This is a genomic window from Rhizobium sp. SVR5-2C (assembly GCF_056755115.1).
Genome location: NZ_JBNDHT010000031.1, coordinates 35,639 through 58,114 on the forward strand (window position 1 = coordinate 35,639; position 22,476 = coordinate 58,114).

19 protein-coding genes are annotated in these 22,476 nt (G+C 59.5%); 8 read left to right on the top strand and 11 right to left on the bottom strand.

Going from position 1 to position 22,476, the window contains the following annotated elements; genetic code table 11:
- Nucleotides 1-136: 136 nt before the first annotated feature.
- The 3 genes from ACPYOI_RS11665 (at nt 137) to ACPYOI_RS11675 (ending at nt 2,857) form a co-directional block, all read left to right on the top strand.
- Entirely contained in the window at nt 137-1,525 is a 1,389-nt protein-coding gene (locus tag ACPYOI_RS11665) for a leucyl aminopeptidase family protein (protein WP_481419271.1), read from the top strand.
- Between the two features lie 115 nt (nt 1,526-1,640).
- On the top strand, nt 1,641-1,991 hold the full coding sequence (locus ACPYOI_RS11670) for a MarR family transcriptional regulator (protein WP_481419270.1): 351 nt from the start codon (nt 1,641-1,643) through the stop codon (nt 1,989-1,991).
- 11 nt (nt 1,992-2,002) lie between these two features.
- Complete coding sequence (locus ACPYOI_RS11675; protein WP_481422886.1) at nt 2,003-2,857, top strand: C40 family peptidase; 855 nt, start codon at nt 2,003-2,005, stop codon at nt 2,855-2,857.
- A 1-nt stretch (nt 2,858) separates the two neighbouring features.
- Here ACPYOI_RS11675 and ACPYOI_RS11680 read toward each other — a convergent pair whose 3' ends face one another.
- From ACPYOI_RS11680 to ACPYOI_RS11725, 10 genes are all read right to left on the bottom strand, one after another.
- Entirely contained in the window at nt 2,859-3,713 is an 855-nt protein-coding gene (locus ACPYOI_RS11680) for an ABC transporter permease (protein WP_481422887.1), read from the bottom strand.
- A 2-nt stretch (nt 3,714-3,715) separates the two neighbouring features.
- Entirely contained in the window at nt 3,716-4,663 is a 948-nt protein-coding gene (locus ACPYOI_RS11685) for an ABC transporter permease (RefSeq protein ID WP_481422888.1), read from the bottom strand.
- Between the two features lie 38 nt (nt 4,664-4,701).
- Nucleotides 4,702-6,213 (bottom strand): ABC transporter substrate-binding protein, encoded by a 1,512-nt coding sequence (locus tag ACPYOI_RS11690; RefSeq protein WP_481418123.1) that lies wholly within the window; start codon nt 6,211-6,213, stop codon nt 4,702-4,704.
- An 88-nt stretch (nt 6,214-6,301) separates the two neighbouring features.
- On the bottom strand, nt 6,302-7,207 hold the full coding sequence (locus tag ACPYOI_RS11695; protein WP_481418122.1) for a LysR substrate-binding domain-containing protein: 906 nt from the start codon (nt 7,205-7,207) through the stop codon (nt 6,302-6,304).
- A gap of 42 nt (nt 7,208-7,249) precedes the next feature.
- Nucleotides 7,250-8,236, bottom strand: a complete 987-nt coding sequence (locus ACPYOI_RS11700; protein ID WP_481418121.1) for a P1 family peptidase — start codon at nt 8,234-8,236, stop codon at nt 7,250-7,252.
- Between the two features lie 125 nt (nt 8,237-8,361).
- Nucleotides 8,362-8,556, bottom strand: a complete 195-nt coding sequence (locus ACPYOI_RS11705; RefSeq protein WP_027510551.1) for a hypothetical protein — start codon at nt 8,554-8,556, stop codon at nt 8,362-8,364.
- Between the two features lie 522 nt (nt 8,557-9,078).
- Nucleotides 9,079-12,006: an aminotransferase gene (locus ACPYOI_RS11710; protein ID WP_481418120.1), complete on the bottom strand. Its 2,928-nt coding sequence runs from the start codon at nt 12,004-12,006 to the stop codon at nt 9,079-9,081.
- 93 nt (nt 12,007-12,099) lie between these two features.
- A complete protein-coding gene (gene purU, locus ACPYOI_RS11715; protein WP_481418119.1) occupies nt 12,100-12,984 on the bottom strand; it encodes a formyltetrahydrofolate deformylase in 885 nt (294 codons plus the stop codon).
- A 136-nt stretch (nt 12,985-13,120) separates the two neighbouring features.
- The gene (locus ACPYOI_RS11720; protein WP_481418118.1) at nt 13,121-14,365 is read right to left on the bottom strand and encodes a hypothetical protein; all 1,245 of its coding nucleotides are present in this window, start codon (nt 14,363-14,365) and stop codon (nt 13,121-13,123) included.
- The gene (locus ACPYOI_RS11725; RefSeq protein WP_481418117.1) at nt 14,365-15,432 is read right to left on the bottom strand and encodes a glycoside hydrolase family 5 protein; all 1,068 of its coding nucleotides are present in this window, start codon (nt 15,430-15,432) and stop codon (nt 14,365-14,367) included. Before ACPYOI_RS11725 ends, ACPYOI_RS11720 begins: the two co-directional genes overlap by 1 nt.
- 135 nt (nt 15,433-15,567) lie before the next feature.
- Here ACPYOI_RS11725 and ACPYOI_RS11730 point away from each other — a divergent pair, with 135 nt between their 5' ends.
- From ACPYOI_RS11730 to ACPYOI_RS11745, 4 genes are all read left to right on the top strand, one after another.
- The gene (locus ACPYOI_RS11730; RefSeq protein ID WP_481418116.1) at nt 15,568-17,157 is read left to right on the top strand and encodes a GumC family protein; all 1,590 of its coding nucleotides are present in this window, start codon (nt 15,568-15,570) and stop codon (nt 17,155-17,157) included.
- Between the two features lie 112 nt (nt 17,158-17,269).
- On the top strand, nt 17,270-17,602 hold the full coding sequence (locus ACPYOI_RS11735; RefSeq protein ID WP_481418115.1) for a hypothetical protein: 333 nt from the start codon (nt 17,270-17,272) through the stop codon (nt 17,600-17,602).
- Between the two features lie 319 nt (nt 17,603-17,921).
- Nucleotides 17,922-18,281 (top strand): SPW repeat protein, encoded by a 360-nt coding sequence (locus ACPYOI_RS11740; protein ID WP_168827958.1) that lies wholly within the window; start codon nt 17,922-17,924, stop codon nt 18,279-18,281.
- A 566-nt stretch (nt 18,282-18,847) separates the two neighbouring features.
- Nucleotides 18,848-19,252 (top strand): DUF4145 domain-containing protein, encoded by a 405-nt coding sequence (locus ACPYOI_RS11745; RefSeq protein ID WP_481422889.1) that lies wholly within the window; start codon nt 18,848-18,850, stop codon nt 19,250-19,252.
- 144 nt (nt 19,253-19,396) lie between these two features.
- On the opposite strand, the gene ACPYOI_RS11750 is transcribed toward ACPYOI_RS11745, so the two are convergent.
- Entirely contained in the window at nt 19,397-20,158 is a 762-nt protein-coding gene (locus ACPYOI_RS11750) for a hypothetical protein (protein WP_481422890.1), read from the bottom strand.
- A 480-nt stretch (nt 20,159-20,638) separates the two neighbouring features.
- Between ACPYOI_RS11750 and ACPYOI_RS11755 the strand changes: the two genes are divergently transcribed.
- Complete coding sequence (locus ACPYOI_RS11755) at nt 20,639-22,105, top strand: reverse transcriptase domain-containing protein (RefSeq protein ID WP_481422891.1); 1,467 nt, start codon at nt 20,639-20,641, stop codon at nt 22,103-22,105.
- The last annotated feature ends 371 nt before the right edge of the window (nt 22,106-22,476 follow it).

The window sequence follows — 22,476 nt, forward strand, 5'->3', positions numbered from 1 at the left end:
TTCCTGAATTCAGAAACTGGCGCCTGACCTCTAAGCGGAACAGGGAAAGGTTTGACGCAATCTTCGCTCCAGCAATAGTCTGTTAACCCTAACATACCGTTAAGAAGCGATTCCTGGACACCGCCGAAGGAAAAACATGGCCCCCTATCAGTTTATTGAGAGACCGACGCCGTTCAACACGAAGGGCGGCTCGACACTGCCGATTTTCGCTGTCACTCCGGCTCATATCGAGACCGGAACAATCGATCCCATCGCGCTCGATTGGGCAAGGAAGGCGGGCTACAAGGCCGAAAGCGGGTCGCTGCTGCTCATTCCAACGGCGGACGGCCTTCTCGGTGGCGCGCTTTTCGGCCTCGGGACAAATCCGTCGGAGCAGCCCTATATCACCGGCAAGCTGGCCCGCTCGCTACCTGCCGGCGACTGGCACATCGAAACGGCACCACTCACGGCAAACCGCCTGTCGCTCGGTTTCGGCCTCGGCAGCTATCGCTTCGATCGATACCGCTCGGAAAAGACGACAGCCGCCACGCTGATGATCCCGCGCGATGCTGACGGCGCGGACATCAAGCGTCAACTTGCCGGTGTCTTCCTCGCCCGCGATCTCATCAACACGCCGACCAACGACATGGGACCCGAGCAGCTCGAAGCCGCCTTCCGTGCCCTCGCCGAGCACTACAAGGCGGAGATGTCGGTCATCATCGGCGACGATCTCCTGAAGGAAAACTTTCCGCTGGTCCACACTGTCGGCCGCGCCAGCGCCGACGCGCCGCGTCTTCTGGAGCTGCGTTGGGGCAAGAAAGGCCATCGCAAGGTCACGCTCGTCGGCAAGGGCGTCTGCTTCGACACCGGCGGTCTCGATATCAAGCCGGCCTCTTCCATGCTGCTGATGAAGAAAGACATGGGCGGCGCAGCGAACGTCATGGGTCTGGCGCTGATGATCATGGATGCGAAGCTGAAGGTCGACCTCCGCGTCATCATCCCGGTCGTGGAGAATTCGATCTCGGCAAATGCGTTCCGGCCGGGAGACATCTACAGGAGCCGCAAGGGCCTCACTGTCCAGATCGATAACACCGATGCGGAAGGCCGCTTGATCCTCGCCGATGCGCTGGCCTATGCCGATGAAGAAGCGCCGGATCTCTTGATCGACATGGCGACGCTGACGGGCGCGGCCCGCGTAGCGCTCGGGCCGGATCTCCCGCCCTTCTTCACGGATGACGAGGATCTTGCCCGCGATCTCTCCGAGGCAAGCCTCGAGACCGATGACCCGCTGTGGCGGCTCCCGCTTTACATGGGCTACGACAAGGATATTCGCGCCAAGATGGCCGACATCACCAATGCTCCGGCAGGCGGCATGGCAGGGGCGATCACGGCGGCCTTGTTCCTGAAGCGCTTCGTCAGCAAGGCGAAAAGCTGGGCGCATTTCGATATCTACGGCTGGGCGCCGGCAGAGCGCGCGCACTCGCCGGGCGGCGGCGAGGCGCAGGCAATCCGTGCACTTTACCATCACATCCGGACCGCGCTCTAAGGGCCGATCGTTAAAATTTTATTCACCTTGCGAGGCGGCAGATTCTGCCGCCTCTTGCATGCAGGCATCTGCTCCCGGAAAATACACCACAGCGTAACGGTTTTCCGGAGGGGCTTTGCCGATCGAACTGACCGCCTCGCAGGCGCTGGGCCTTTGGCACGGCGTTACGCTCAATCAGGTGCGCCACGACGAACGCGATTTGACGTTGCGCCAGATGGCAATCCTGCTGCATATCTATCTGGTGCCGCCGCCTCATACGGTGCGGGGGCTTGCCGCAACGCTGAACGTTACGAAGCCGGTTATCACTCGCGCCCTCGATACGATGGGCGAAATGGGGTTGGTCGACCGGGCGCGCGACGAAAGCGACCGGCGGAACGTGATCATCAAGCGCACTGTCGGCGGCGCACTCTATCTGGAGAAGCTCGGCGATCTCGTGCGTGACCAGGGACGCCGCCTGCCGGTGTAAACGGAGTGAATATGACGATGCTCGACCGCCGCCTGCATGCCTATCGGCCGGATCTCGCCGAAGCGAGCCTTGAAGGCAAGGTCGAGGCCTTGCGCTTTGTTTCCGGCACGCCAGCGCGGATCGCCGTTCCCGTTGCACCGCTTCGCCCGCAGCCTGATCTTTCAAAGGGAATCGATACGGAGCTGCTCTTCGGTGAGGATGTGGTGGTCTTTGATCGCGCGGACGGCTGGTGCTGGGTGAAGGCCGGTTCCGACGGTTATGTCGGCTATCTTCCGGAGGCAACGCTGTCCGAGGGACAAGCGGAGCCCACGCATGTCGTCACCGTGCAGCGCACTTTCCTCTATCCCGAGCCGGAATTGCGCAAGCCTCATCAATCCGTGCTCTCCATGGGCAGCCGCGTGCGCGTCGCCGGCGAAGCGGAAGCCCGAGGCAATCACTATGTCGTGCTGGAAGACGGCACCGCGATCTTCGCCAAGCACGTTCAGCCGATCGGCGCGGGCAGGGACGACGACTATGTCGAGATCGCATCGCGCTTCATGAACACACCCTATTTGTGGGGCGGCCGTTCGGGCCTCGGCATTGATTGCTCCGGCCTCGTGCAGCTTGCCTTGCAGATGACCGGCAGAAGCGCGCCGCGCGACACCGACATGCAGGCAGCAGGTCTAGGTAAGGTCATCGATCGCTCCGAGCTTCGCCGCGGTGACCTCGTTTTCTGGAAGGGTCATGTGGCGATCATGGAAGATCCGGAAACGATCATCCACGCCAACGGCCACACAATGACCGTTGCGCGCGAGAATTTCGAGGCCGCCATCAAACGCATCGGCTGGCTTTACGACCAGCCGACCGGCTACCGTCGCCCCGTCTGATTCAGATCCGCCGCGGATCGAAGAAGTCGCGCAATCCATCGCCCAACATGTTGAAGCCGAGAACGGCAAGCGCAATGGCAAGGCCGGGCAGGATCGCCAGCCATGGCGCCAGTTCGAGATAGGTTTGGGAGTCGGCAAGCATGCGGCCCCAGGTCGGCGCCGGCGGGGCGAGCCCCAGGCCGAGGAAACTTAATCCTGCTTCGGTGAGGGTCGCCAGGCCGAGCTGGATCGTTGCCTGGACAATCACGTGGTTCACGATGTTTGGCGCAACATGGCGTACCGAAATGGTGAGGCGGCTGTTGCCGAGCGCGCGAGCCGCCAACACGTAATCGCGACTCCAGGCCTGCAGGGCCGAGGCAAGCGTCACGCGTGCGAAGACCGGGATCATGAAGACGGCAATTGCGATGATCGCCGTAAACCTGCCAGGCCCAAGAAATGCGCCGAGGATCATCGCCGAGAGGATCGGCGGCAAGGCAAAGACGACATCACAGACCCGCATCAGCAGTGTCTCGAAGGCGCCGCGGATCGCCGCGGCCGAAATTCCGGCAATCGACCCAATCGTACCGCCGATGACAACCGCGGTGATGGCGATCGACAGCGAATTCCAGCATCCGGTCATCAGCATCGAAAGAATATCGCGGCCGAATTGATCGGTGCCGAGCACGCCAAAAGCGAAGGGCGGCTGCAATTTATGAATGATCTGCATCTTCGCAGGCGGTAGTGGTGTCCAGACGAGCGACAGCAGGGCGATTGCCACGAGTAGTCCCACGATGGCTGCGCCAGAGACGAGCTTCATTTGCCGGCTAATGGAAAATGAACGTGGCCTGCTCGAAGCATCGGATGCGATCTGCGCCATCGTCATGCGTCCTTTCGCAGCCGCGGGTCGATGGCGAGATAGGACATATCGACCAGGAAATTCATGAGCATGACAAGCGCGGCAAAGAACAGCACGACGTCCTGCATGACCATGATGTCGCGCTGCGACAGCGCTTGAAAGGCAAGTCGCCCGAGGCCCGGCAGGTTGAAGACATTCTCGACCAGCACCGCGCCCGCCACGAGGAATGTAAACTGCAATCCCAGGATAGTCAGGATCGGTACCAGCGCGTTCGGTACCGCGTGCCGCCACAAGACCGCGCGCGCCGAAAGCCCCTTCGCGCGCGCCGTCCGCGTGAAATCCTCATGCAAGGTTTCCAGGACCGCTGAGCGGGTGACGAGCGTCAGCACGCCAGCCTGCGGCAGCGCCAAGGCCACGGCAGGCATCAGCAGTGCGTGCAGCGCCGGCCAGAAGCCGGCACTCCAGCCGGGAAACCCGCCGGCCGGCATGAGGCGAAGCGTGGTGGAAAACAGGATGATGAGCAGTAGCGCCACCCAGAAGGCCGGCACGGCAATGCTGATCTGCGAAAAGAGTGTCGCGACGATGTCGGCAATGCCGTTTCGCCGTGCAGCCGCCAGAGTGCCGAGTGGCACGGCGACGACGATGGAAAGAAGGATCGCGAGCACAGCCAGCGGCAGTGTCACCGCGAGCCGCTCGAGGATCAGCCCGGTAACTGGAACGCCATAGGTGTAGGACTGCCCGAGATCACCGGAAAACACCCCGGCTACCCATTGCCCGTAGCGAAACAGCAGGGGCTGATCGAGCCCGAGCGTATGGCGAAGGGCGGCCAGCGTCTCCGGCGTTGCCGAGGTGCCGAGCATAATCGACGCGGGATCGCCGGGCAGAAGATCCATGATCGCGAATATCAGGAGGGAGACGGCTGCAAGCGTCAGGAAAAGCCCGGCGAGGCGACGGCCAAGAATCGCGATCATGTCACCTATTCACGCCTTCTGCATATCCCGCCCCAGCCTCACTCCTCCCAGGAAACATTCGTCAGAACGTTCGACGGGATCGGCTCGCTTTCCCACAGGCCCTTCAGCTTTTTGTCCCACACGCCGAGCTTCGGCATGACGAAAAGATAGAGTGCCGGCACGTCCTCGGCGAGGACTTTCTGCGCCTCGCCGTAGACCCTGTTCTGCACGGCCGGATCGGTTGTCTCCTGCACCTTCCTCATGAGCGCGTCGAAAGCCGGGTTCTTGTAGTTGAAATAGTAGGGATCGCGCGAATAGATGTCGATGTCCATCGGCTCGGCATGCGCGACGATCGTCATCTCGTAGGCGCGATCCTTCATCACATCCTGGACCCATTTTGCCGGAAATTCCGTGGGCTCGATGTTCATGGTGACGCCGATCTCGGCCAACATTGCCTGCATCACCTGGGCGCTGCGTGGCGCATAGGCCATCTGAGGCGATTTGATCGTGAAGGTGAAGCCGTTCGGATAGCCGGCTTCTGCAAGCAGCGCTTTGGCTTTTTCGGGATTGTAGGGCAGCACGCCGGTCATGTCCTCATAGCCTGGATCGTTCGGCGTGTAGTGGCTGCCGATTGCCGTGCCGAGACCGGACCAGGCGCCATCGATCACCGTCTGACGGTCGATCGCCATCATCAGGGCCTGGCGCACCCGCTTGTCATCGAAAGGCTTCTTGGCATTGTTCATGCCCGCAACGACCTTGAGTTCGGTGTCGCCGATCTTCGTCACCAGCCGCGGATCGCCCTCGAACGAGCTCATCAGCTCGGGTGCCGCGAATTCCGGGAAGGCGTCCACGTCGCCGGCCTTCAGCGCGGCCGCCTGTGCCTGCGGGTCGGCGATGAAGCGGAAGGTCACCTTGTCGAGCTTCACGGACGCTTGGCTGTTCCAATAGGCTTCGTTCTTCGCAAGCTCGACCTTGTCGCCTTTTGCCCAGTTGACGAATTTGAACGGGCCGGTGCCGACCGGCTTCGTCTTGTCGTCCGCCGCCGACTTCGGGCTGACCATGACCGAGGCTGGCCAGCCGAGCCAGTAAATCAGGCTTCCCGCCAGCTGGGAGAGATGCAGCACCAGCGTCTCGGGATCCGGCGTATCGATCGAGGCGATCGAGGCGAAGAAGCGCTTCTGCGGATTGACGGAATCCTTGCCGCGTGCCCGGTCGAGCGTGAATTTGGCTGCGGCCGAATCGAAGGCCTCGCCGTCGTGGAACTTGACGCCCGTCTGAAGCTTGAATGTATAGGTTAGGCCGTCCGGCGAAATGTCCCAACTCTTGGCTAGCTGCGGCTCAACTTTGCCGCTCTCATCGATCGAAACCAGCCCTTCAAAGACATTCTGCCAGGTCACCTGGCCGATCGCCACCGGTGCAGCGATCGTTGGATCGAGCCCTGTCGGCTCCACGCTCATGCCGAGATTGAGCGAGGTCTTTGCTGCATGTGCAGGCACGGCCACGGCTGTCAGCGTGGCACAGGATATAGCGAGAAAGGAAATGCGGCGGGCGGAATCGAGAATGCGGCTCATGGTTTTCCGTCAGTCGTTATGAACACGATTTGTGTTCGCTGTGTATCGAAAATCGATACACACTAAAACGGCTCCAAACGCAAGGGGGTTAGCGGCGCCTGAGGCTTGTGCGCATGAACTCCTCGATGAAACCGCTGAGCTTTGATGCGGCAAAGGAAAGTTGCCGGTCGGGGGCGATCGAAAGCTCGGCATGGGTACGGATCGAACTTTCGCTGGCAAGCGGAATGGCGGCGAGCCAAGCGGCCTCGATCTCGCGGCGAACGGAAAGTCGCGGCAGCAGCGTTGCCGCCATGTCGTTCAGCACCAGTTCCTTCAGCATCTCCAGCGCGCTGACCGTAAAGGCAGGCTCGATCGTCAGCCCCTGACGCTCGGCCGCGGCATCAAAGTTCTGCCGGAAGCCGAAGGATTTTTCCGGCAGTGCCAGCGTGTGACGGGCGAGTTCGCGAAGCGTCACTTCCTTGCGTCCGGCGAGCGGATGCCGCGTTGAGACAATGACGTCATAAGCGATCTCCGATCGCGCGATGACCTTTGCATCCGGCATCTGCGGTGCAAAGAGGGTGAGCGCCATGTCCGCCCGCGCGGAATTGACCGCCTCGACAGCCTGGCGGGCGCTGGTGATCATCACGTCGAAATGGATGTTGGGATAGCTGCGGCTGAACTCCGAGAGTGCGGGCGCAAGCAGGCTGGTGACGATCGCACCGTTGGCGTAGATGGTCACCCGTCCGCACTCGAGTCCCTTCAGATCCTCGATCAGCTGCTGCACATGTTCGAGTTCCCGGAGCGTCCGCCCCGCCCGTGCGGCAAGCAGCTCGCCTGCCGCCGTCAGCGTCACGCCCCGGGCGCTGCGCTCGACCAGCGTTGTGCCGAAATGCTCTTCGAGATTCTCGATCTGCCGGCTGACAGCAGTTGGCGCAACGCCCAGGTTCTCGGCTGCCTGGCGCATGGAATTGGTCCTGACCAGCTCGTCGAAATACATCAGGGCCCGAATCTGCATCGTCTCTCTCCGCGGCTTGGATTGCGGACTTTATTTAGGCGATCAGCGCCGGTCCAGATAGCGGTCCCGCCAGGCGCTTTGAGCTCCCTCGTGCGGGAGCGCGGTCGCTTCATAGACGCCGCGCGCGATGGCACGCGCCATGACTATCCCGGCGAGATGGCAAAGCTCCATCAGTGCGCGCATGTCCGTCAGCGGCCGTGCGCCGGTCGAGGCAGCAAACACGGTATCGCCGTCGAGCGGCAGGTGCGCGGGAAGCAGCGCTCTGGCAAGACCGTCATGTGCACCGATCGATAGACGATGCGCCTCTGCCTTCGACAGTACCGCATCGGTGACGACGGCACCGATCGTGGTCGCAGGGGCCATCATGCCCTTCAGCCGCAGGCGATCGTCGATCTCAGGCGGCATTCCGAGGCCGCCGAATTCGTCATCGCGCTCGAAGGGCGCTGCCCAGAAGTGCGGACCGTCGCCGATCGTTGCCGAGCCGAGCGCATTGACCGCGACGATTGCCGCAATCCGATGCCCCGCGCTGCTGATTGCGCTTGCCGAGCCGAGGCCGCCCTTGAACGTTGCCGTGGTCGCTCCGGTTCCGGCACCCACGGTTCCGAGCGGAAATCTGCCCTTCGCCGCCGCCTCGAATGCCGCATGGCCCATGTCCCGGTAGGGCGAATGCAGGCCCCAATCCTTGCCGCCGCCATTCAACAGATCGAACAGAATCGCTTGCGGTGCGATCGGCACACGCACCGCACCGACCTGAAAACCGCGTCCTGCTTCCCTCAGGCCAGCCTGGACGCCGCCTGCCGCATCCAATCCAAAGGCCGAGCCGCCGGAAAGAACGAAGGCGTCGACCTTCTCGACCGTCATCGCGGGATCGAGCAACGCAGTGTCCCGGCCACCGGGTGCCCCGCCGAGAACGGTCGCCGAAGCCGTCGCCGGTTCGTCGAAGACGATTACGGTGACGCCGGAACCGAGTTGGAGATCCGTGGCGTGGCCGATCGAAACGCCATCGATATCGGTAATGAGATTGAGCAAACGCGTCGTCCCTCGTGGATGCCGAATAGGATCGCAAGCCGGATCAAAAAACAAGACCGGCCCCGCTTGGCGGGACCGGTCATAAATCCTCGAAAGTGACGCAGCGCGGAAATCTCCGCCTGTCGTCAGGCATGGATTGGTTTCGGATGGCGCCGGGTCATCAGGTCGTGGATCGCGAGCTTCACCTCGTCCGGCGAGCTGAAACGCTGCTCGTCGAGGTCGTGCACGTGAAATTTCACGGCGATGAACTTCAGCCGGTCTTCATCCGGGATGACGATCCCGACGGGAACGCCTGCATATTCGATTACTTGCTTTTTCATGCGTAGAACTCCTGCCGCGCGGATTGCGAGGCGATGACGAATTGACTTGTCTGGTACCGTTGAAAGGGAGGACGAAGGTCACATTCGACAGTTCGGGCGGGAGAGGGCGCCCGGACGGTCATTGCCAAGCGCAATTCGCCCAAGGAGGGTGGCGAGAATATTGATATCAATCATGTCTCGTTCCTTGTGTTGGCGTTGCACTTTTGAGGGGTCTCGAACCATTCGGAACCCAGCGACGACTGCCTTTATAATCTACTTTATTGGTAGAGAATAGAGGAGAGCCTGTCAGAAACATATTCCGAAACGTGTTAAAATATCGACGATCCGAAAAAAATAATTCCACCATCATCATATCTGCCGGAAGAACCTTACCAAGTCTTTGTGCAAATTGCATGACGGCGGGGGCCGTTTCCGATCATCGGGACAGACATAGGAACCGGTTTTGATTCCGGCAATGGGGCTTTTGATTAAAAAACCGAAAGCCCGAAAATGGCCCAAATTGATTAATGCTGGAGCAGGCACTCACCAGCCCTCGGAAAGCACCTTATCCAGCATGTCCGCGAAGAAATCGGCGCTTTCGATGGTCAGGCAAAGCGGCGGCTTGATCTTCAACACATTCAGGTGATCGCCGGTCGGCTGCATGATGACCCCGAGCTCCAGAAGACGCTCGCAGATTGCGGCGGTCTCCTGCGTCGCGGGCTCCAGCGTCGTTCTGTCGCGCACGAATTCGAGCCCGAGATAAAGCCCCATGCCATGAACGGCACCTGCGAGCGGATGCTTGTCGATCAGCGCCGCAAGCCGGCCCTTCAGGTGGTCGCCCACTTCGCGGGCATTATCCAGCAGCTTTTCGTCCGCCACGATATCAAGCACCGTCATGCCGGCCACGCAACTGACCGGACTACCGCCGGAAGAGGAGAAGAAATAGCCTTCCTTCTCAAGCGAGTCAGCGATCGCCTGCGTGGTGATGACGGCGCCGAGCGGGTAGCCATTGCCCATGCCTTTGGCGATAGTGATGATATCCGGCACCACGTCTTGCTGTCCGAAGCCCCAGAAGTGGTGGCCGAGCCTGCCGTAGCCAACCTGCACCTCATCGGCAATGCAAACCCCGCCGCGCGCGCGAACCTGCGCATAGATTTCCGCCAGATAGCCGTCCGGCAAGGAGATGCCGCCGGCGTTCCCGTAGACCGATTCGGCGATGAAGCCTGCGAGCCCCTCGCCGCGGTCTTCGATCTTTTGGAGCACGGGCGCCACGGCCTCGATATAGGCGCCGGCGGAGTCCGGTCCGCGGAACTCGCCGCGATAGATATTCGGTGAAACGACCGGATGCACCCAGTCGGGCCGCGTGGTCAGCGCTTGAGGGTTGTCCGCAATGGAGGTGGAGACGGCGTCACTCGCCACCGACCAGCCGTGATAGGCCTCCAGTAGGCAGAGCATGTTACGCGCGCCGGTATGCGCCCAGGCAAGCCGGATCGCCAGATCGTTCGCCTCAGAGCCGCTATTGACGAGGAAGACACGATCCAGCCCTTCGGGCGCCAGCGCAGCCAATCGCTCTGAAAACTCGCTGATTGCCGCGTAGTGGAAGCGCGAATTGGTGTTCAGTTTCAACCATTGTTCGCCAATCGCTTCCGAAAAGCGCGGATGCCCGTGGCCGAGAATGGTGACGTTGTTGACCATGTCGAGATAGGCGCGGGCCTCGACATCGAACATGTGCTCCTTCCAGCCGCGCTCCATCTGGGGGGGCTTCTCGTAGTAATTCTTCTGAGGCTTTGCGAGATGCGCTTGGCGCCTGGCGAGGAGTTCGTCCGTCTCGGGCTTGGGCGCATTCGCGCCTGGCCCGAGCAGGCGCGCAGGCGAGGGGCAAAGCACGGACCAAGCTGCTGCCTGCGATGGCGAGGCAAAGAGCGGCGGTTCGAGGCCGGGCACCGTGCACAGCTGGACGCGCAAACCACCAAGCGAAGACGGCTCGCCCGAGACCGTTCCCATGATCTGTCCCTGCGTCACCTCCACGCCGTCCTCGACCGACAGGTCCACGCCATCGAGATGCAGACTGATGCCCTCGCCGATCAGGACGAGATGATGGTTCTTGGAGTCGATGCGTCCTTCAAAGGGGGCAGCCACGGTGCTTCCTGCGGGCAGGCAGATATCGTTATGCAGCGCGAAGGTCGACGGCTGTTTGGCGCTCCGCAGATTGGCGCGTGAAAGCCGGTATTCGCCATAGCGGGTCGCCGCTGTGCCGGCTTCATTGGCCGAGCGTGCCAGAAGCCGCCAGTCCATTTCCGCGTTCAGCCAGTTTCCAGCCGCAAAATGCGGGCTTTGCACCCCCAGGTCGACATCGGCGATGTTCGCAGAATCGACCTCCGGCATAAGCGCATGCCAGCCGGACATATCGATGGAGGTCGTTCCGACACCCGCGGCCCCGAGAATGGCCGCCTCCATCAGTTCGAAGGGAACGGACATGGCCGTGTCGAAGATCCGCCGTTCAAGCTCGAGATTATTGCGGACGTAGTCGTTTTCGGGATCTATCGAAATCTGCTGCTCGCTGCTCGCGACCAGAATGACGGCGCGGGCCACAATCAGCGGCCAGAGCGCCTTCAACTCCTCGTCCGAAAGGGGGTAGATCTCATGATAGGCCTTCACGGCGGGCAGGATGTAAAAGGGATCGCTGTCGGCTTGGTGCAGCAGCGAGGCGCAGGTGACGGCAAGATCGCCGACGAGCCAGCCACGAATGATGTCGCCGAAATCGATGACGCCGGTGGGTATCGGATGCCTGTTCGCATCGCTCTCGCAAACGACATTGTCGCCGGTTACGTCATGATGCACGGGCTGGACACGCAGCGATGGCGCGAGCGGCTGGATGCGCCGCACGGCAAGCACCATGGTCTTGGCAATCCGGTCGCGTGCAGCGCTATCGGTGATTGCCGAGAGAAGCTGTACCGCGACGGGGCCAGCCCGGCGCAGATCCCATTGCAAATTGCGGTCGAGACCCGAATGGTCGAAGTCGGCGAGTGCCTGTGCCAGCCGGGCACTGAGCGCGCCAAGGGCCGCGACGGTGGCTTTCGGCAGGTGTTTGCGGTTCGTCAGCCCTTCGCCTTCAAGATATTCGAGCAGGCGCACTTTGTAGGTCTGGTCGCGAAGCGTGACGGCGATGATCTCCTGGCCATCCGTAGAACTCATGACCCTGGGGACGCGCGGTGCTCCTTCCTTGCTGGTCAGATACCGGATTGCCGCATTCTGCGCCTCGAGCTCAAGCGTGTCGTAGGCCATGTGGCAGATCTTCAGCACATAGCTGCCGATGCCCGTATCGATCCGGAAATTGCGATCCTGCTGGCTGCCGAGTTCGGAGACTGTGCCTTGGAGGCCGTAGCGGGATTGCAGGATGTTTTCCGCTTCCGCCGGCGTCACGTCCGGGCGCGGCAGGTCCATACGATCGGCACGCACATCATCGGTCATGGAATCCCCCGCATGCTTCGATCTTCCACATTAAGCAGATAATCGCATGCCTGTCATGGGCAAGCGCGACGGTGCTGCCCATTGGGATGAGGTTCACCCCATACGTTCGGAGGCGTAGCTGCCGGGGCTGGCCGGGAAGACGATCGTCCGATTGCCGTTCAGGAAGACGCGGCGATGGATATGCGCATGGATCGCGCGGGCAAGCACCTGGCTTTCGACGTCGCGGCCGATCGAGACGTAATCGTCGGCGCTCTGCGCATGGGTGATACGCGCGGTGTCCTGCTCGATGATCGGACCTTCGTCGAGGTCAGCCGTCACGTAGTGGGCGGTGGCGCCGATCAGTTTCACGCCGCGCTCATAGGCCTGCTTATAGGGATTCGCGCCCTTGAAGCTCGGCAGGAAGGAGTGATGAATATTGATGATCCGGCCGGACATCTTGCGGCACAGGGCATCGGAGAGAACCTGCATGTAGCGGGCCAGCACGATGAGTTCCGTGCCGGTTTGCTCGACGAGTTCGAGCAGCTGCGCTTCCGCCTGCGGTTTGTTCTCCTTGGTGACCCTGATGTGATGGAAAGGGATGTCGTGGTTCACCACGACCTTCTGATAGTCGAAGTGATTTGAGACGACACCAACGATCTCGATCGGAAGTGCTCCGATCTTCCAGCGGTAAAGGAGGTCGTTCAAACAATGGCCGAAGCGGGAGACCATCAGCAGCACTTTCATGCGGCTGGCTCCGTCGTGGATTTCCGCATCCATGCCGAACGTCTCGGCGATAGGCTGGAAACCTTCCTTCAGCGCGGGAAGCAAGACGCCTTCTTCGGAAATGAAGCTGACGCGGGTAAAGAACTTGCCGGTGTCGAGGTCGTCGAATTGCGAGCTGTCAACAATGTTGCAGCCCTGACCGGCGAGATAACTCGCAATCGCAGCCACGATCCCGCGCGTCGATTTGCACGATACCGTCAATACGTAGTTCGTCATGTCCCTCTTCCCTCTCGCGGCAATGGCCGCAGGCCTGCTTAGATCAAAGCGGTCACGCCGCATAGGACGAGCTTACGGAAACTGGCGCAAAATTTCGTCCCGCCTGCGCCGTCGCATATCCCCGCCGCGCAGCGTTTCAGGCCGAGACCGTTGCCGCAGTCTGAGTGGCGGCACGTTTTCCACGGGCGCCCTCGTCGACCTTCAGGAAGCCGACAAGCAGCCAGACGAGCCCCGCCGTCTTCATCGAGAAAATTGCGGTCGAGCCGATCATGAGGTTGAGGAACATGAAGAGCGACAGTGAATGGGCAAGGCGCTTCTGGTTCGGCGTCTCTCCTGCCGGAAAAAAGGAGACGAAGAGCCAGAAGAGAATGAGGCCGAAGATGGTCGCGCCATAGGTTATGTAAACATAGCCGCTGTCGACGAATGTCGTGGCCTTCTCGAGTTCAAGGCCCAGCGTCGCCGGAATGTCCATGGCGATGATGTTTCTGACGGTGCCGCTGATGCGGCCGACGAAATCGTCGTCATGGGCATCGGGACGGAACGAATGAATGATGAAGCCCATGACGACGATCCCAGGCATCATCAGGAAATCGCAGATCTTCGGAACCCACGGGTAGATAAAATAGCCGCCAAGGCAGACCACGGTGAAGATAAGCATGGTCCGCGTATCGTTGGTGACGAGGATCAAAACGACGGTGAAGATAAAAAGCAGCCGGTCGAACGGTTTCAGGCGATTGGAGAAGCTGACGAGATAGATGACGATCACGCCGCAGAAGTTGGCCAGCGACACCTGTTCCAGAAAGATCGACGACGACCGGTGATCGATGATGCCGAAGGAGAAGCGGGACGGAAAGCCGAGCGCACCACGGAAAAGCCCGAGATCGCTATAGGTGGCGCGCGGCACGCCGCGGGTGTTTTCGAAATACTCTGCCGGATGAAACAGTGCCACGTAAGCCTGCACCGAGACGATCTCGCAGACCAGGACCGCCAGCACGACGGCGCAGCAGATCTTGAAGACCAGCTTCAGCGTTCGTTCGTTCGTCCATCGACCCATGATGACGAAGGCGAAGATGATCAGCACGTTGCGAAGGTGGTCGATGTAGCCCGCCCGGTTGACCGCCATCACGTAAACGGTGAGGAAAATTGTCGCCAACAAGTAGGCGAGCGGGGCGAGGTCCTCTTGGAAAAGTCCCCGCTTCAACAGGTAGCCGAAGCTGTAGATCAGCAGCAGAATCTCACAAAGGGCGACATGTGACGGTGCAAGCGGCGTGATGTTGTGGTTGATGAAGGCAAGGATGCAATTATAGGTAACCGACAGCACACCGACGGCCAGGATGCCATAGTCGATTGGTTCCTTGGTCACTGTGTCGCGCCGTGCCATTAGCGCTCCCTGCCGATTGTCCGGCACGCGGCCGCTGGAGGAGAAGGCGCTGTTGCGGCAGCTTCCAGCGCTTCGACCTGCTTTCGCTGCCGGCCCTCATGCGGCTGCACATTGAGCGGTTCGCTTTCCGGCCACCAATCGCCTGCGACCCAATAGGTCCAGCCAAGCCAGACATCGCCGTTTTCCTGCATCGCATCGAGCACCGTCTTCAATCCGGCGACGCATTCCGGCGCCTGCGAGACGCCGAATTCGCCAAGCAACACCTTCGCGCCGTTCTTTCGCGCCCAGTCGGACACGCGGACAATGGCGTTTCTGGCGTTGTCGTTGCCGGAACATTCATCATGCGTACCTGACGAATCGCTGTCGAAATACTGGTGAACCTCATAGGCATAGTTCTTGCGCGGATCCTTGACGCCGAGCATGACGGTGCCGTTCGGCCCACCCGGACCATCAGATTCCCAGGAGTGCGCTCCCGTCCATTTGGTGCCAGGCACCAGGATGAGATTGCCGGCGCCGACCGCCCGAATGCTCCTGATCGCAGCGTTGGCAGCGCTCAGCCATTTGTCGCTGGCGATATCGTGTGGCTCGTTCATAAGCCCGAGAATGACATCGTCCTGATTGGCGAATTCGACGGCAAGCCGCGCCCAGAAATCTGCGAATGCAAGCGTCGTCACCGGCGGCGTGCCGATCTGGGTTTGCCTGTATTCGGCATAGTTATGCGGGTCGAGGATGACGGTCACCTTATGTTTGCGCAGAAGCGCCACCGTATCCTTGATGCGCTGGAGTTCTTCGTCGTTCAGCGCCTGCCCGAGTTCGGGCTGAAGCCGCTCCCATAGGAATGGTAGGCGAACGATATTCATGCCCTTGCTTGCGAAGTAGGTGACGGTTTCTTCGGATGGATAGGCGTAGTCTTTGAAGATCTCGCCATCCGGCTTGCCGAATTCGGCACCGGAAAGGTTGATGCCGCGAAAGCAGGGGGCTGCTGCTTCCGCAAAGCCGGCGTACAACGGCAGCATTGCCGCGGCGAGCGTCAGCATCTGGCGCCAAGGGGAAAAGGCGGCTTTCATCGTTCTCGCTTTCGGGCGTATCTGACGTGTTCGGGCGAATATCAGTCGGCGCATCTTAACGCTCCGTTAGCTAAGGATTTCTAAAGTCGGGCATACCTCCGCCAAGGTCTGCGTCGGCGGGTCACGAGTGTGTCTATGAGTCAATTCGACAGGAACAGGGTCAGTCGGCTGCCGAGCTGGCGAAGCTACGAGCCTGCGCCAGCGGCGCCGGGAAGCTCGGGCGCGCGCACGCCTGTCCTGAGGCCCAGCGACTTTGCAAAGCCTGTACCAGAGCCGGAAGCGGTGCCGGCTGCCGAGACACGCATCCGAGAATTGACGCCGCCTCCACCGCGGCAGCCGGAACGCCCTGTCGCCGCCCCGGTATTCGACCCGTCATCGCCGCTACTCGACGTCCGCTCGATCATCTTTGCGATCTGGAACAGGCGGCTGATCGTTCTCGGGCTGGCCGCGCTGGGCGCTCTGGCCGGCGGAGCAGTCTTGCCGCTGCTGCCGCAGAAATTCACGGCGACCACCAGCCTCTATTTCGATCCGCGCCAGATCGGCCTTGCGGATCCCACGACGCAATCATCGACGATCTCGCCCGAGATGATTTCATCGTTGATCGACAGTCAGGTGCAGATCCTGATGTCAGGCAATGTGCTGCGCCGGGTCGCCGACACCATGAAACTCGCGCAGGATCCCGCATTCAACGGCGGTCGGAGCGACGACGCAGCCGTCGTCGCCGCCCTGCAAAAGGCGCTCACGATTACCCGCCAGAGCAGCACCTATGTCGTGTCGCTGACGGCCGTGACAAACGATCCGGAGAAATCCGCCAAGCTTGCCAACCAGGTCGTTTCCTCGTTCATCCAGGAGGAAAGCAGCGCCTCGACGGGGCTGTACGAAAATACCACTGCGACGCTCGATGGACGTCTGAATGATCTGCGCCAGAAGGTGCAGGAGGCCGAACAGGCCGTCGAAACCTTCCGTGCCGATAATGATATGGCCGCGACAGAAGGCAATCTGATCTCCGACCAGCGCCTCGCCTCATTGAATACGCTTTTGCTGACAGCGCAGGAGAAGTCGATCCAGGCCAAGGCCCGCGCGGATGCGGCCGCGAACATGAGCTTCGAGGATGTTGTCGCCAACAGCCAGACGGATGGTAGCACGGTGAGTTCTTCGCTCGCCAGCCTTCGCCAGCAGTATGCTACCCAGGCCGCGATCGTCGGTAGCCTCGAGAGCCAGATGGGTGCGCGCCATCCGCGATTGCAGGCAGCCCGCTCATCGCTGCAGAGCATCTCCGACGAGATAAAGGGTGAGTTGCAACGCATGGTGACTTCGGCGCGTGCCGACTACGACCAGGCGAAGAAAGCCGAAGATGCGATCGCCAAGGAGCTGAATATACAAAAGGCACTGCAGGCAACCACATCCGACAAACAAGTCGAACTCAACGAGCTGCAGCGCAAGGCAACGGCTGCGCGCGAGATCTACGAGACCGTTCTGAAGCGCTCCAGCCAGACCACGGAGGAACAGAACCTTCCTCAGAACAACATCCGCATCATTTCAGAAGCAGAACCGCCGGCAAAACCTGATGGTCCGGGCAAGAAGGTTCTGCTGGTGGCGGGCGTGATCGGCGGGCTCTTTGCGGGCTTTGCGGCAGGCGCAGCCTTTGCAATCCTCGCAAGCCTCTTTGCTCATCCGGTTATCCGGGGGTACTTTCGCAGAGAGCCCCAGCCGAAAGAGGCTTGAACAATCACTTTGCCGTGGCTCGCCCTGTCAGCTGCTTGATGGCTGCCACGCCGCTTCCTAAATTTCAACGCGAATGCCACTGGTGCCGTCCGGCGAGCGAAAGGCGACCGATATGCGATCCCTGCAGATTCTATTCGCGGCGCTTTCCATCGCCGGCAGTCTGGTCGCTGGGCCTTCCCTTGCAACCGATTGGAAGAGTGCAGGCAAGGCCGACGTTCAGGCGCTCTATCCCTATCCCGATCTCCCCGGCGTCAAGGCTCAGCCCGACAAGAAGGATGAGGAGCAATATGTCTGCCACACGGAAACGCGCGGCATCCGCCGTAACGGAGATTGGATTTTCCGGTCCGGCGGCATGCCCACGACTGTTTATGTGTGCGATCGCAACGGTTATGTGAGCCAGGGTACGCGCGTGCCCGCGAGAGGCCATTTTCAGCCGGTGCGGTGACTTTCATGCCAAATCTTTGATTTGAACACATTCGACTATCGTGAGAAAATTCTAACATTATGTAGGACAAGCCTCGTGACGCCGGGGACCTTGTCACGCGAGGCGCCGCAGTCTCTCGGGCTCGACCGGAGAACCTCCCGCCGTCGCTGGGTGGCTCCGAGAAGCCCACCCGGTGAAGGTTAGACTGATATGTCCGGCCAACCAGGCTAAGATACTGTTCGGCAAGGCTCTTGAACGATTTCTTTTAAGAAATTACTTATATTCATCTGCGTGCGGTGCACGCGAGATGATGGTTTGGTTAGTCACCTGGGAGATTGTCATGCCAAACACTCTGATGGAAGGAAAAAGAAAGCAGGATTGGGCTAATCTGGTCCTGGCGGTATGCTTGTTCATCTCACCATGGGTCATCGGCTTTGCAGCTGATACCGTACCCACTTGGAACGCCTGGATCGTCGCTATCGCTCTCGGTGCGTTGACGATCGCCGCGCTGTCGGTTTTTGCCGAATGGGAGGAATGGGCAAACCTGGTGCTCGGCCTCTGGTTGATTGTGTCTCCCTGGCTGCTCGGTTTTGCGGCCAATGCGAACGCGATGTGGACCAGCGTGGTTATGGGCGTGCTCATCGGCGCCGTATCGCTGTGGGCAGTCTGGGACGTCAACCACCCCCAAGCTCACGCCTAAGCCGGTCCGAGGCAATTGCTGAGCAAGTGGCTAAGCGGCAGCACAAGCCCGCCGCTGCAAGTTTCGTTGCTTCCACATCGGGCGAAAAAATATCGGCGATAACAGCTAATTCAACGATCTCAATAGGATCGTAAGGGAATGGTGCCCAGAAGAGGACTGCGCATTTCGGCCTTCTTCACATTGATTTTATTGCATTATTTTTAGTGGAAGGCAAGGGTTGTTACAGACCCCCGTTACTGCTGGTCACGCCGTCCGCTCTCGGTTCTTGCCGCTTGGCTCTTAAGCGCAAGCATAGGGTCGAACTGATTAGAAGGAGGAAGGCTTGGCCGAGGTCGAATTCACAGCTGGAAGCCACGGTTGGCAGATGAACACGCAGCTCTTGGGGGTGAGTAGGTGCCCGCATTGTTCTATAGCAGCTCCCCGCCTGATTTGAGCCTGGGCCAGCGAAGGTACGACCCCTAGGACTGACGGCCGAGAGCCGGAATGTTGGGGCGTGTTTATCTGCTCCGTCTGTGGAGGCGCAACGACTGGTCGGGCCCCGGCGGTGAAGGGACAAACCCCCAGCTTTGCGCTCTCTACCCCGCAGAGAAGTCCGCACACGAAGACCTGCCCGATGTTGCCGCAGGTTCCTGCAGCAGGCATATGAGACCCTTCATGCACCTGACGGCTCAACCGTAATGGCCGCAAGTGCCGTCGATGCGATGCTGAAGGTGAAGGGATATACAAGTGGCTCGCTGTACCAGCGGATAGATCAAGCGCTTACTGACAATGTGCTTACCCAAGGCATGGCCACCTGGGCACATTCGGTTAGCCTTGAGGCTAATGGCGTAAGACACGCTGATCCGGCCAAGCCCCACGCAACGCCAGAAGAGGCATCACAGGCCGTGGAGTTTGCCGAGGCTCTTGGTAATTTTCTGTTCGTTCTCACTGCACGTGTCGAAAGAGGGATTCAGGCCGCGCAGAATGCCTAGCTAAGCAGGGGTCGTCCTCCATCTTCCTTCCAGGCTGTCAAGGAGCACCTATCGGAATCGGAGACTACATCGAAGAGCCCGATGGCTGCGGTCTTGATGTTGGTTGCGGAGGGGATCTGACATCTGCGAATCTTGGCACTCTTTCTAATTTGTAGTGGCGGGTACTACGATCATCTCTTCCTTAGCGCCTGACACCTCGACCTTGAAAGCAAACGGTATAGATGGTGCGACCCAGGTGAACACTGCCATCACATGAGCCAGGGCCACCCACGCGTAGAAAACGCTATGGATTGCATCAAAACCCGAACGTTCCACAGTCTGCCGCAGCGCATAGTAAATTAGAAGGCAGTGGAGCAATGGGGCCATAAAGAAGAACAAATTGTTCGACACCGCGTAGCAGACAGCGACGCAATTGAACGCCCTGCCAGGCTGATGCCAATCAGCACCCCAAATGTTCAGCTTGCTGCGGAAAATCTTCAGGGTAGGCTCAGAAGTCGTCTCAGCAAAGCTTAGAAGATCAGGGTCGATCTGGAATTTCCGGGCGGTTCGGTTGCTGAAGACTGAGTGTATCTGCGAGTAACAAAGCCATGTGGCAAACGAGAAGGAGCACATATAGACGGCAGCGGAGGCAAGACCTGTCAGGACTTCCAACAGGGCGGGCACATCGGCCATGCTGAGATTGAGGCCGGGTATTGTGATGTTTCTACCTGAGGCAGCGACTGCGAGTAGTCCATTAAGAATGACTAAGCCTTTCAGCGTGCTATCTCTGCGCTTGGCCGCCTCATCAAGACGAGCAAGATACTTACCCTCTAAAGACTTCTCCAACTCGATATCATCGGCCAGGTTCAGTTCGGCTTCGAACGCCATCGTGAGGCGGGATAGTGGTGTTAGCTTAAAGAGATTCATTGATTGGTCTCCACACGCAGCAAATATCTCCTAACCCGGGAGCGTCGTCTAGCGCGATGAAATGCCCGAGGTACACGGGGGCACGAATTTCAGAGGTGATCTCACAGCAGCTGCAGCGGGCTTTCCCCCCGGTGCCCTTAGGTGGGACCCAATGCAAGACCAGAAGGCAGGCCAGCCTCACGCTCGTAGCGCAAGGTTGAGGAAAACACTTTTTTTGCAACCTTGGGCCTTGAAATCAAAAGGTTGCAGCCCCTACATATACTCGCGCTCCGCAAATGGGTCGCATCTGGCGCGATAGTCTTCGGACTGGAGGCGTCCGAGTTTTAGTTGAAACTGTCAAGGTTTCCGAGAATATTTATAATGAGATCCATTAGGATTTCCTTGTGATGACGACGATACCATATGCTTGATAGCATACCGACAATATAGACGATTACATCGAAGAAGTGCCTTACATACTAAACGGTGCGGAGCAAGGTTATGACTATAAGGGCACATGGTCACCTTGCTCCCTCTCGCTCGTCTACGTTGGACGATTGGGCTTTCAAGCCGAAAATGTATCCCCATTTCGACTCTTTTCTAACTGAGGCAGAGGCTCGTGCGCTTGCTTCGGACCCTGCGAGAGTTGCTGCTCATACCTTTTATCCGTTCATCTTGTATCACCAGCGATGGACCAAGTTCACCGCAAAGGGCACGAAGGGTAAAGTTAAGGAGCGGCCCATTCGCTTCGCGGCTCGCGCCGACGCCTATATCTTCAGCTACTATCGTCACCTGCTTGCAGTTCCCTTTGAAGCTAGGCTCAAAGAGCTCAACCTCGGGGAAAGTGTTCTCGCATATCGGCGGATCGCTAACCCAGGTGGTGGCGGCAAGTGCAATATCCATTTCGCGCTGGATGCCGTAAACGCAATTAGGAAACTTGGTAATTGCAGTGCAATCGCTCTGGATATCAGCAGCTTCTTCGAAAGTCTTGATCACCAAACGCTTCGGGCTCGTTGGTGCGACTTACTAAAGGTCAACCGTCTCCCGCCCGATCACTATGCAGTCTTCAAGGCGATGACTCGGTATTCAGTAATAGATCGAGAGGGTCTATACGAGCGCCTCGGATTTTGGGGGCAAAAGCACGTCTCCAGCGATGGCGTCCCTATCAAAGGGTTCCTAGTGAATGAGAGCGCGATACCATTACAGCTGTGCAATGGGACTGATTTTCGTCAGAAAATCGCAGGCGGAAACGGCCAACGTTCCCTCATAGAAGTTCACCGCAAACCTTACGGGATACCACAAGGCTCCCCCATCTCGGACCTGCTCGCAAATTTCTATCTCATGGAGTTTGACAGGGTTGTCGCAACCAGAGTGAGAGAGCTCGGGGGAACCTACTTCAGATATTCCGATGACATTCTCATCGTTGCGCCAATCGAGGCAGATGCTGCTATCGACCTGGAGGCGTGGGTTCGTCAAGAGATTGTCTGCCACGGTCCGAAGCTTCAAATCAAGGCCGAGAAATCAGCCATCTTCCAGTATTGGGGGACTGGTGGAGACCAAACTTGGACCCGAGTTGTTGGCGAACAGGGTAAGAATGGCATGGAGTACCTAGGTTTCCGATATGATGGAAACAGCATGTTCCTTCGAGACAGTACGCTAAGCGGGCTCCAAAGGAAGGCTGCGTCAAGTGCAAAGAGGCTTGCGCTTTCGCTGGTCCAGCGTTATCCCGGCAAATCGTCAAGCGATATTTTTACCGATATCAACTTAAGCAGCTTCCTTCAACGATACGGCCGAGTCCACGACTTCGAGTCGAAGGCTGACAACGTTAAGAATTGGACTTTTTGGACGTATGCCACGAAGGCAGCAAGCATCACCGCCCCCCTTGGACTTCCGATTTTCAAGCAGCTCCGCAACTATCGGCGAAACATGAGGAACCATGTGAAGAGGGCCTTGGAAAAGAAGGCCTAGGACGTGGTCCAAATCCTGGCGTGTTCTCTTCGGTGGGAATTGCGAATGGGGAATGCGCCGGAGGATAGTTCAAATGGGGAGCCCCCAAAGCACGCAGCTGCGCTCAAAGCTGGCCTACGGGCTCGCTGATGAGCGGGGGCGGACGTTGGTGCTGGGCGGGCGTGGGGCCGAGCCGAATGAGATTCAGGGGTCACACATGCGAGACGTGATCTCGTAACAGCGGCGGCGAGCGTTCCCCCCCGTGCCCCTCGATGGGACCCACGTGCAGAGCCGGAGGCACCCTCCCACCGGGTTCCTCTATGCCGTGCGTTAAGCCTGGCTTTGTGGCAGCGGGCGGCAGGCTCACCCTTCAGCTAACAATCCGTCAAAGA